The organism is Paraglaciecola polaris LMG 21857 (assembly GCF_000315055.1).
Taxonomy (GTDB): domain Bacteria; phylum Pseudomonadota; class Gammaproteobacteria; order Enterobacterales; family Alteromonadaceae; genus Paraglaciecola; species Paraglaciecola polaris.
The window spans coordinates 34,075-46,261 of sequence record NZ_BAER01000023.1 but is presented as its reverse complement, the minus strand read 5'-3'; the positions used below and the strand labels follow the sequence as shown (position 1 = coordinate 46,261).

Annotated in this window: 7 protein-coding genes; all 7 read right to left on the bottom strand. The window is 40.3% G+C overall.

Features of this window, described 5'->3' with window-relative positions; translation table 11 throughout:
* Positions 1 to 23 precede the first annotated feature (23 nt).
* From GPLA_RS03980 to GPLA_RS03950, 7 genes are read right to left on the bottom strand one after another with little or no spacing between them, the layout of a single operon-like run.
* The gene (locus tag GPLA_RS03980; RefSeq protein WP_007103540.1) at positions 24 to 824 is read right to left on the bottom strand and encodes an AbiJ-NTD4 domain-containing protein; all 801 of its coding nucleotides are present in this window, start codon (positions 822 to 824) and stop codon (positions 24 to 26) included.
* Positions 825 to 2,000, bottom strand: a complete 1,176-nt coding sequence (locus tag GPLA_RS03975) for a GIY-YIG nuclease family protein (RefSeq protein WP_007103539.1) — start codon at positions 1,998 to 2,000, stop codon at positions 825 to 827. It abuts the gene before it with no gap.
* Positions 2,001 to 2,009: 9 nt separating this feature from the next.
* Positions 2,010 to 4,019: a DEAD/DEAH box helicase gene (locus tag GPLA_RS03970; protein WP_007103538.1), complete on the bottom strand. Its 2,010-nt coding sequence runs from the start codon at positions 4,017 to 4,019 to the stop codon at positions 2,010 to 2,012.
* Positions 4,016 to 6,703 carry a DNA methyltransferase gene (locus GPLA_RS03965; protein ID WP_007103537.1) on the bottom strand — a complete coding sequence of 896 codons (2,688 nt, stop codon included), beginning with the start codon at positions 6,701 to 6,703 and terminating at the stop codon, positions 4,016 to 4,018. Before GPLA_RS03965 ends, GPLA_RS03970 begins: the two co-directional genes overlap by 4 nt.
* 14 nt (positions 6,704 to 6,717) lie before the next feature.
* Positions 6,718 to 7,281: a DUF6933 domain-containing protein gene (locus tag GPLA_RS03960; protein ID WP_007103536.1), complete on the bottom strand. Its 564-nt coding sequence runs from the start codon at positions 7,279 to 7,281 to the stop codon at positions 6,718 to 6,720.
* A complete protein-coding gene (locus GPLA_RS03955) occupies positions 7,278 to 10,748 on the bottom strand; it encodes an SNF2-related protein (protein WP_007103535.1) in 3,471 nt (1,156 codons plus the stop codon). Before GPLA_RS03955 ends, GPLA_RS03960 begins: the two co-directional genes overlap by 4 nt.
* Positions 10,748 to 12,175, bottom strand: coding sequence for an EH signature domain-containing protein (locus tag GPLA_RS03950; RefSeq protein ID WP_007103534.1), 1,428 nt, complete (start codon positions 12,173 to 12,175; stop codon positions 10,748 to 10,750). The genes GPLA_RS03955 and GPLA_RS03950 overlap by 1 nt, the downstream gene beginning before the upstream one ends.
* Between the last annotated feature and the right edge of the window lie 12 nt (positions 12,176 to 12,187).

The following is a 12,187-nucleotide window of genomic DNA, read 5'->3' as shown; positions in this document are numbered from 1 at the left end:
CAACTGATGATTAGCTTAGGCATTCAGTTAGACTCTGACGACAACAAGAAATGCCCCACAGAAGCGCAAACTCCAACGATAAGTTGCGCTTCAGGTTGTTTAGGCTCTCTTCCTTCACGGATATGCCGCCCAAACTCAGAGGCAAATCCCCATGCTTTTTTGACTGCTTCATCGAGAGGCGGCGGAATTTCAACTTGTCCCCGTTTGAGAATATCACCTAAGTTTGCATTTCGAGCACCAGATACTTCTCTTGCAACGCATTCAAGTGACGCCATAGCGTGTTGAATAGCGCCAGTGGAATCAGGTTTAGGTCGTCTAGATAAGTCCTTTATAGCTTCGTGCAGTTCGTTGCTGGCTGTCTCATTTCCAGACTCCAACTCCTTAGTTCTAGCATCTTTGATGATTACTTCGAACCCTTCAGGGCCCCTCATTTCAATTAAACCGTCAGCTAGCTTCCAGCCTATCCCATTTTCAATGAAATACTCGTTTAACTCCTCACAAAATTCATCTTGACGGTCTTCAAAACATTCAGTGCATAAATATTCGTAAACTCTTTCAATCAAGTCGTAAACCTTGTACCAACGTGCTTCCTCAATCAGGTTTCTTACTTCACAATCTATATTTGGAAATTCACTCCAGTTATCTTGGTTTGGGGCTTTTCTGAGCATTTTGCAAACAATTGGTCGCAATTTCTTTGGCCCAATACCAAGCTCATAACTAAATTGAATAAGGAAGTCTCGCAGCTCTTGAGGTGCATCTTCGCGAATAGTTATTTCTGCTTCTTCAACAGAATGAAAACCATGCCTTTTAGAAAAATCACTCATTTATTTAACCTCTACCAAGCAAACGTCTTTAGGATCATATCTGTATTTCGTTATGTCACCATTTTGCAAAACTTGGATAACTTGTTTAATTAAATCCAAAGGCAGAAAGAACCACTCCTTGGGTTTCACAATATTGCCAAATCTATCTGGTATCTGAATATCTGCCTGCGCTTCTCTAAAAAACGTGTGCAGTAATTTCTCCGTTGCCTGAAGGTTCATGTTGTACAACGTAAACTCTGCCACCACTTCTACATTAGCTAGCAAGTAAGTCGCGTCTTTAGATGCATTTGCTACTCGCTTTTTAACGTCTGAAGTTGTCACTCCAATCTTGTGTAGATAATCACGATGTTTTGTAATGCTGGGATCTTCAGACTTTGATTTTAAAACATAGACAATGCCTGATTTATAGAGTGGTGACTCTTCATTCACAAATAATGGGCCTGCTTCTCTCGGTACTATTGCTCGTGCAGATTTATCTTTGTAAAGCGCTGCACCGAATGAACGCAGCAATAGGTTACTTTCCATACCATTTGAATAAACAACTCTCATACGAGCGTTATGATGCCCTTTCCGCCTCTCATGCTTTTCGCCAATCTCAGCTACATAGGCAATCAAGCCAGACAAGATAAATGCTTGCCCTTTTTGGATTTCGGCAATGCCTTTTATACTTGATGTTTCCAGAGTGCCATCGTCTAGGTCTAACTGCATACGTCTAAATAGTGGCTTGAATTCATCAAAATCCATACATTTTTTGCGAGTCGCCATATCAGTACTGGCAGTTTGACTTTTCGTGCCCACTGCAACGTGTTTAAGGTTAAAAATATCATCGTCGTCGACTAACAAATTACTTGTAAAAACATCATCAAGCGTCAACTCAGTTTCTATATTGGATGCAGCTGAGTTTCCAAGTAAACCTTCGGTATCAAAGGGTGCCAAGGCTTCAAGGGCTTCTGGAGTTGAGCGTAACTTCTTTAATCGTGCAGCTAATTTCGCTTCATGAATGTTGATAGCGTCAGTGTTTGGCTCTCTATCTTTTTGCTCTACAAAATTTTTAAGTTCTTCAAACGTTTCGTAATAAATTGCATAGTGACTAAGCTTTTTAGACTTAGTAACTGACACCTCAAGTAAGTTAAGGGGGTCATTGCTAAAAATATCTTCCAATGTCCTTTTGGCCATAATTATTCCCTAACCTCTCATTTGTTCACGTTTTTTATTCTTCAACCACTCTAACGCTTCGCCTAAGCGACGCTCTAAAGCAACATCGCTTTCGAAGTTTGGTGGGCGACCATAATCTCGCGCAAACTCTTCTATTCTAGGAAATAACGCTACAGCCTCTTCTTCTGTCATGCGAATTTTCTGTGTTGAGGCAACACCATGAACTTTTTGCAATAACTCAGAGGTTAAGCCCTTACTCAGTACGGCATATGCGTGACCAAAAGGATTAACGCTATCGATAAGATCTACAGACAAATCATTAATGTTGATAAATTTTCTCACTAAGCCAACGAAGTTATTAGTGCCGCTTTTTTCATCGTCATCATTATCTGACTGATTTTGGGTATTACCCACCGATGCCATAGCCATAGTAGCAGCAACCCGTTGACGAATCGCCTCTACATCTTCTTCCGATTCATTAGGGTACTTTTCCTCAATTACTCGACGCACAAATACATCTTGTACCAGTTCACCGGGTACATCTTCATTAGCCATAGCCTTGATAACATCAGGGCTTTGACAGACAGCCGCTACCAATTCATCCATTTCCTGTTCAATTATTTGCTTTGCACGCTCAGACTTAGGCTCTTTTAATCCCTTCACTCCAATGACAATTTCTCCCGTCGTTGGATCTTGTTCACCTTTCCCTTTGGAGTCATCACCGTTTTTGGGGATAAATTTGAATTTAGGCGCAAGTGCTTGCTCCATCGCAAGCGATACAGAGATCGCTTTAAGCATTTGGTTGACGGCACTGACTACAAGTTCATCATCACCTCGTGGCTCTGCAATCAGGTTAGTGAATATCGCAACAGGTTTATCTTCATGGTCACGGGTCACACGACCAATAATCTGGATTATTTCAGTGAGAGAGCCTCTGTAACCCACGGTAATAGCATGTTCCGCTGGCGGCCAGTCAAAGCCTTCTTTAGCCATGCCCAGCGCGATAATTACATCTACACGCGCTTGCTGTTGTTTGTCTCTTAGTGAGGTCTGTAATTTATTACGAAAATCTGGATCATCTTCAACTAGGTTTGCTACCAGTAATGTACGTCCATCTTTTGTAACCACAGGATAAAAATTGGTTTCTTCTTCTACATCCTGCATATCACCGATAATATCGATAATGGCATCGACTTCATCATGTTTAGTACCAGCGGTTTCGGGACTCATACGATGCGGAATGTGAATGATAGTTTTTTTAGTTAGGTCGAATATTTTGGGCAATGCCTGTAAATAACTTCCATCGAGCGCACTATAAAAACTGTAATTGATTTTTAGCGTTTTAAGATGCTTATAAGCAGCCATCTGCTCCCAGTAGGTATAAGAAACATGGGTAAAACGGGCTTCATCCTCAATAGACATAATTGCCATATCATCACCACGGAAATAACTCCCAGTCATAGCAATGACATGCGCCTTATCACGCTGGATCACTCTACGCAGAAGTTCGCCTAACTTACTATCTTCGCTAGAGCTGGAATGATGAAATTCATCTATTGCTAACACGCTATTATCAAAAATGGATTCGCCTGCTTCCTGAAAAGCAAAACGCAGAGTTGCATGTGTACACACCAATGCCTTATCGCTACTCTCAAAAAACGCTAAAAGTTTTTTAACTTTGCTTCGCGCACCTGCCCCATGATCTGCTCCGGGGCTACACAAATCCCACTCTGGCTTAACCTGCCAATTAGCAAAAAATCCATGACTAACAAGGTCGGTATTGGCAAAACTAGCGCCAATAGAAACCTCTGGTACAGCCACAATGACTTTTTGCATCTGTTGATTATGTAGCTTGTCTAGACCCAGAAACATCAAGGCGCGTGATTTACCAGAGGCAGGGGGAGATTTTATTAATAAATACTGGGCTTCTCGTTTATCAAAAACACGGCGCTGCATGGGTCGCATGCCCATAGGGTCTGCTAAGACGGGTTTTCTGATTTCATCTAGGTCAATTCTAACTGCGGTTACGTTACTACTCATTGGTCAACTCCTTTTGTCATTTCAACATAGCGTGCAAATAAGTGGGCTAAGCGATCTTCATCAGTTACAAAAGGCTTGTTTTGATAGAAGCTTTCGAGCAGTTCATCATTATCTTGATGTGCTTGTCTGAGATCTTCAGGCATATTTTTTCTGTCATATAACTCAGCGATATTTTTTGGATAATAGCTTTCTCGTATAAGAAGAATTTTTCTTGCAGACTCTATCAAAGATTCTTTTTGACATTGATTTAGTTCGGGAATAGGGAAGGTATGCCAACCCAATGTGCTGCTATATCTGAAGTCAGTTTTCAATCTACCACAAACAGTAGTAATCCAAATATAGTGAATTTTCGAGACAATTACCGAAAAGTGCCAAAGTTGTGCATCGTATATAGCAAGAGCAAGATTTGTCAGGATCGTTGATGAGTTGAAAATTTCAGCTGGTAAGTACGCCCTATTTTCAGATGAAACACTTGGTATGCCTAGAGTTAACTCTGAAGTTCTAGACTCCCTAAACATATGCGGTTTATTAGCCATCTTCCTTGTTCCTAAATCGGGGCTATTTAATCTCATCTCTCGAACAGCTGCTATTCGAGTAGATATTCCTCTGTGGTTTAAGGCAAAGTCCAAATCAGCATCACTGAACCATAGACAATAACGGTGTCCACCATTTATTATTTCTTTGGAACCCACAATTTTCTTTATATATGAATCTAATTCAGGAAAAGAACTAACTAGGTTGTTTTTTTCATCTTCAGATAAAATTAAATTCCCCCCATCTGTTGGTTGATTTCCCTTTTGCATTAATGGCATACGGTTTATCGGTTTTTGCGATGCTTGGATGACAATATTTGGCGCATCCAACAGATATCCATTTATATTTGAAGCATTCTTATAATCATTTTCTTCAAAAATAACTTTAGCGTCATCACTTTGTTGTTGAACGCCAACAATGACGCAAATTACTGCGGCATTGTTCGATGCATTATTACTCCATTTAAAGGATTTGTAGGCAAAAAATATTTCCAGTTCGAAGTCGAAGACAATAGGCCATAGCGTCGCAACTTGACTTCCTTGAGTGATCGAATTTGTAGCTACAAACGCCATTTTCGCATTGAAACTTGATAAAAATTTAGCCCCCTTTAAAAACCAAGCACATACATAATCTAATGTTTTGTAATTTTTTGTATAGGGTGAAAATACAGACTTCATATCCTCTTTTTGCTGAGTATTCATCCATGTTGACCCTAAATATGGAGGGTTGCCGACAAGAAAAATTGGCTGATTATTTACTGAACTACAAAACGCACTCCAATCAACTTGAAGCGAGTTGGCACATAAAATATTACCAGATTCTCGTAATGGTAAAGCTGGAATCTCGGCACCGAAAGCTGCAACAAATCGAGAGTTTTGTTGGTATTCTGCAATCCATAATGCAAGCTTTGCCGTTTCAGCAGCAAAGTCGGCATACTCAATACCGTAGAAATTGGAAAGGGAAATAACTGAGTTGAAGCCGAAGGCCATAGATGCGCCACCTTCAATATCTCTTACTGCATCCATTGCTTGTAATTCAAGTTTACGCAATTCCCTATACGCTATTACCAGAAAGTTACCACTCCCACATGCGGGGTCGAACAAGACTATTTTAGAAAGGCGTTCGAGAAATAAATTTATCAATTTCTTTGAATGGCGAGCCTTTAAAAGGTCATCACGGAGTTCGTTGAGGAATAACGGCTCTAGCGTTTTGAGAATATTTGGTACTGAGGTGTAATGCATGCCCAAACTGCCACGCATTGTTGGGTCAACAATCGCTTGAATACTTGAGCCGAGTATATCGGGGTTGATATGCTTCCAATCGAGTGAGGACGCTTCCAGCAAATAGCGGTAGGCTTTAGGCGTGAACTCTGGAATTAATACATCTCCACTAAACAGTCCACCATTAACGTAGGGGAACTCATTCTGCCACCCTTCGGTTTCTGTTCTTTGTGCATCGTTTAAATCTAAGACACTGTAGATACCTGTAATAACTTCGGTAGCATTCTCACCATTGCTTCCAGCTCTATTTTTCAGCGTTTTAGTAAATATATCCTTAGGGAAAATACCTGTATCTTCTGCAAATAAGCAGAATATAACCTGAGTTATAAAGTGATTGAGCACATGACGCTTATCATCTTCTAACCAGTCTGGATTCTTTTCGATTAATGCATCATAAAGTTTGGCCAGTTTACCTGTAGCCTTAATGTCAACTTCATTCTCTTCTTCACGCCGAAATCCTTCTTGGCCCGTTAATGGCAGAAATAGTTGCGGTTCATCTTTAACCGTCTCAATGGTGCAATCGGTTAATTCATTGTATTTGCGATCAAACACCAAAATATTTGATCCATCATTTACGACAACTAAACGCACCTTGGCTTTCAGTGTTTTATCTGAAGTTTTTACTTGTTCTATGACAGTGTTCAACTCACCTGCTTTGCATGGAACATAGTGCAATTTTTCACGCCACAAAATACCGTTTTCAAAGTCAGACGTATTTGCTTTGGTAGTTCCAAGCCTTTTGGTAGTTGCAGCAGGAGCAAACAAGGCGACCAAGCCTTTTCCATACTCGACAGGTGAAAGGTTCTGTTTTGCTAGTTCTTCTAATCCGTTTTCAATATCAACTATGTTTAATTTTTTTACTGCTGACATACATCAATCCCTGTTCAGTGCCGTTGCGCTGCTTGATTTTTATTAAATAAATTAAGGTTTACTAGTAATTCTGCCATTGCTTTGAATGGCCAGATACAGTCTTTTTGCCCTTTCACATAACATGGACGCTCGCTTAAATCAGCACTAATTCGATAGTGGTTAATGTCTGTAATGTCTGAGCGATTGTGGTAAAAGCCAAAATCAACTTCTTGTGCAATTTGATTCATTGTACCTTGTACCGAACGATTACATACCGTATCAAACTGTAAGGGTTGCAGGTTGTCGGTAGCAATATTGATTAGCTCAGGCTCGATGTCACTTTTCAGTAATGTGTTAATAAACGCATCTTCGAAATGCCAGTTCAAATCAGCCCAATCTTTCTTAACAAGACACGGGATAAATAAGCAAAAGCGTGTCGCATCATGGACTGCAATAAGACACTGCCGCCTTTGAATTGTAATAATGTTGGCATGCCAATTAAGCCATTGAGCCTGAATTCCGATAGCGGTCAAAGGGGTAGGTGCGGTTAACTTTACTGGTAACCTTGCATATAGCTTTTTAGTACAATGTAAGATCATTTTTGCTTATCGTTATTCACGTGGATTACGTAACGTTCTTTCGATAAACGTGTGATTACTTGCCCAAATGTAATTGAGTGGCGTTCACAAAGCTCACCCAACTCGGTTCCATCAATAATGGCGACGTCGAGTTGATTGGCTATATTTCGTGTATTCTTGGCCAATTGAGTAGCATTAGTAATAAACACCTGTTTGGTGATTTCCCTCCCAAGGTTATTGCCATATATAGTTTTTGCATTAGCCACCTCTTGCACAGCTTTATGCCCCTTATACGCTCCCTGTTTATGTTTAGCTTGAATCAATATAGCTTGGCTGCCAGCTGTTATCACACCGTCAGCTCCGAAATCAGAACCTTCTTTTGTTAACCATGCACTATCTGCCTGATATTCACAGAATAATAATTCAACTGTTAATGCTTCAAATTGTTTCCAGCTTAAGCGGCGCATATCGTCAAAAGTGATAATACTTTCTGCGCTTAGCTGATACTTGTCAGCGCCCGCTGGATTTGGCATGACCTCTCCGGGCGTGACGACGGCGTCTTTGAGCATAGATTTTTGCGATAGCAGTCGATGCAAGTTTACATCAAAAGACTCAAATTCGGGATGATGCAAAATAGGCACGTATATATTGACGTCTTTGACTTGGCCTATTCGGAATACTCTGTCAGTGGCCTGCGCTTCTTTTGCTGGGTTCCAGTGGCGCTCAAAATGAATCACATTGTTCGCACCCACTACAGTCAGGCCAACCCCAGCTGCAACGGGTGACATAATAATAATATTAAAACCTTCTTTAGACTCAAAGTCTGCAATCATAGTTTTGCGACTTAATGTGCCTTTTTTCTTCACGACGGCTTTTGCATCACCATTAATTACATGCAATGGCCCTAAACCAAAGTAACTTCCTAAGGCTATACTCAAAAAACGTTGTAAGCGTTTATTAACGGCAAAAATGATGCACTTCTCTTGTCGATTCTGAATATCATTTAAAGCCTCGACAGCTTTTTCTAACTTAGCGGACTCATCAAATAACGTTTTTAATTCGAGTTTTGAAGTTGGTGCGTCTAACCTGCCACCATCAGTCAATCTTGGATGTAAAGAACAGTCTCGCAAACGCATTAATGTGGTGAGTACGTGACTATTTTCGTCCTCTAGTTGGGCTTCAATTGAGCCTTCATACACTTTTTGTTGATATGGCGTCATGATCGCGTGTAGCTTTGGCTCATATTGCCAGTCGGAAGACTCGATCCCTACAAAGATATTTTTTTGTGGCAGTCCTTCTAGATTGTCCTCTTTAATTCGACGCAACATTAATGCACCAACTTTTTCGCGAAGTTGTCGCCCTAGCGTTGCTCGCACTTGAGCAATTTCATCGCCTGCGGCTTGCAAAATGGGAGTGATGTAGCTTTGTCTGAATGTTTGATATGAATCGAGGTAGCCGGGACAGGCCGTGTCCATTAAGCACCAAAAATCTGCCAAACTGTTTTCTACAGGAGTACCTGTTGCGAGCAATTTAAATTTTGCCTTCAACCCTTTAGCTGCACGAGTTTGCAGTGCATTGGGGTTTTTAATATTTTGCGCTTCATCAAAAACAGCGATGCCCCAGTCAATTTGCGATAGTGAAAACTGGTAGTCCCGTAGCGTTTGATAAGTAGTGATGACCATGCGACGAGGTAAATCGAGACGATTTGGCCCATGTTTTTCGCCAAATTTTAAGGAATACCTTGGCTCTAAAGTCTCATCATCGATATTGGATGCTTTTGTCTCCGTGCTACCGTCACGAAACTGCTTTAGATCTCCGTCAGATTGAAGAATAACAATATCCCTAAAAGGCGACTCGTTAAATGTTTCGGTTACTTCGTCTTTCCAATTTTCTAACAGACTAAGCGGAGCCACAATTAGGGTTGGCCGACATGTTTCATCGCTGTCTTCACACAATCGATAGTAATGTTCAATCGCCGATAGTGACATAAAGGTTTTACCCAACCCCATATCGTCAGCCAGCAAAGCTCCATTTACTAACTCTTTGTGCCGTGCCATTTCTTCTAAGCCCAATATCCACTTAACCCCCGTTATTTGATGTGGAAATGGGGTGCGTTTATGGTTACTCCAATCTAGCTTTTCTCTATAAAGCACATCGTTTAGTGCTTCTTGAACCAATTTTGATGGGTTGTCTAATTCATCATCATTAAGTGCTATATCAATTACGATTGGGGTATCATCGATGTCATCAATATTTTCGTTCTCAGGCCGATCCTGTGGCAAAGGCTCTTCCCCAGCTTCTTCTGGTCTTTTAATTTTTTGTTCTAGTTGAGATAAGGTATCTGAAACCTCTGACAGACTACCAATGTCGTAACTTTTGCCTTCAAACTGAATTTCTGTTGCACCAGTAACCTTTGCATCGCTAACTAATTGGGCAAGTTGCTCTAAGTCTTCTTGGGTTTTAACTACTTTGCCCACAGCCGAAATTGGCAGAATTTGTCCAGATGCGTGATTTTGACCAAACCAGTCAATTCCCGATTCGTCAGTTTCACCGAAGTAAGCATGTTTGAATCTAGTTGCACCTTTCACGCGCAAGGCAAAACCCACATCTAAATCTACCAATGATGCGTCTAAAAACGCCCCCGGAGCCTTTAAAAACTGTTCAACTTGGGACTTAGGAATAGTTCTGTTGGTTATTATTTCTTTGGCTGCTTGAGCGGTTTTTTCATTAAAGAGTATTATTTCCTTACCCACTTTTAGGGTGCGACCTGATTCTGACTGGAGTTGTCCCAAAACCCTTTGTAACTTATCGTGTTCGGCTTTCTGCCCCATACTTGGGGTAAGTATCAGGTTACCTGAATGATCTAATTCAGCTTCAACTGCAATTTTATCGGGTACATGTATATCTAATTTGTTGAATTGACCTAAGGTGATTTGAGTACCCAATTTCTGGGCATTTTGTAGGACGTGCAATAACAGCAAGTTATCTGATTCACTTTTTGCCGATGTTAAATAGTGTTGCAAGGCATCGAAAATGCTAAACATGTCTAGTTTTAAAGTATATTTGGTGTCACCAAAAGCAATAATACTGCCATCAACATGATAAGCAGCAGTCATTTTTCCTGAGGGAGATTCTACTTTTATCTTTAGCTGAAAGGACTTACCAGATGTAGTTCCTTTGATATCTGCAACTGCCTTACCTTTCCATCTACTAGGTAAGTTTAATAACTGATGTACGTCCTCATCTAATGAAGCAACAACCTCATGGGGCAAAATAAAACCGTTCGGTATAGTTTCAGCGTTTCCTTCTTCAGCTAGCATTTGTAAGGTAACAAATTGAGCAGTTAAGTACTCATCTGCTTGACCACTCTTAATCTGATTGAATTTATATTCAGGGCAGTAAAAGTCAACACTTTCAGGATTAAATTCAAAATCAAACTTCGCGTCTGACTCTTTCAAGTTGAACAAAGATGAAATCCAGTTTTTCATTAGCCTACTCCGTAAAAGCGTTTGTACTTATTGTAATCACTTGTACTTAGAACATCTGACGCTTTAATTTGAACACCTATGGCCTGTAGCACTTCAATAGAACGCCGCTGCCAACTAAAGTTAGAAGGTGAATGAGTAAAATTATCGTATGCTTCGCAACCGTACTTATACATAGTTTCATTAAGACCAACAGTTAAAGAGCGATACCGTTCTCTTTGGCGACCGAACTTAACGACAGGCGCTGACTCATGTAAATTCCTGTAGAACCATATTTGACAATTATGACTGCCCTCGATCATATGACCATTGGTCAATTCAGCGTAAATGATAGAACGGTCACCATCTTCAACAATGGAATAGTCTGGTATATGTTCAGGTTTGTAGTTTTTACGTATGTACTTGTCAGCTTTTTTGGATAGATAAAGCTTCGTATGTACTATTGTGCCAGCTTCATGCATCCCCTCTAAGAAATGCTTTCTTGAAGGAAACATTCGCATCATGTCATTGTCACGTGAACTTTTCGAGTAATCTTCCAGCGCCTCTAAGAATAATTTGAGATCCAGTTTGGACAACCATCCTTGAACTTTTTTACTCTGTATTTTGGTTAATTGACTCCACCACTTACTATATCTTGGATGACTTTTAGGCACACGTGGGTCACCTGCAATTGCGATCACTGCATTCTGCCAACTCTCATCAACATTCTGAGAGGGCGCGCGATCAATTAGTATCCTCAGTGCAACATGACCTATAAGATCGGATGCATCATAACGACTGTTTGCTACGCTTTTTTTGCTAACTTCTTCGAGCAAGTCGTGGGGTTGATTAACAGGTATGTTTTGTAGCTGTTCAACAAAATAGATTGATTGTGATTGTTTGACAAAGTCTCCTGAAGCATAAAGATCCAACTGCCAATTTTTAACTTGCTGTTCGAAATTAGTTTCTAGCTTTATAGCTTGTTTGGCCAAAAATGTTGGCCCTTCACTACAGAGAATTTTTTCTTCTGCGCTGTGAAATAGTCCTTTGCGTTTACGTTCTTTACAAAGCCAATCACCTATTTCGTTGGGGTCATTTATAGAATTAAAATTGCTAAGAAAGTATTGAAATAGAGATTCCATAAATAAATTGCTACCTGACGGTAGGACTTCGGACACTTTATTGAGTAAGGTTTTATTAATTTTGATGGCACTTCGTAATTGACTATTCGCGGTTAACGCGATTGATAACGCTCTGACATCAAACCTGTCCTCGATTGAAAATAGGTCAAAACAATCTCGCGATAATAGGTTAAACAGTTTACTCCACGCAGCTTCGAATTTTGGATTATCTGTACCAGCTTTTTTAGCAATACTTTTTTGCTCTTTAGTCAGCTGTTCCATGATTAATATATTATTTCTATATACAGAATCACTTAAGAAAAAAGTCATTGATAGCTCCAC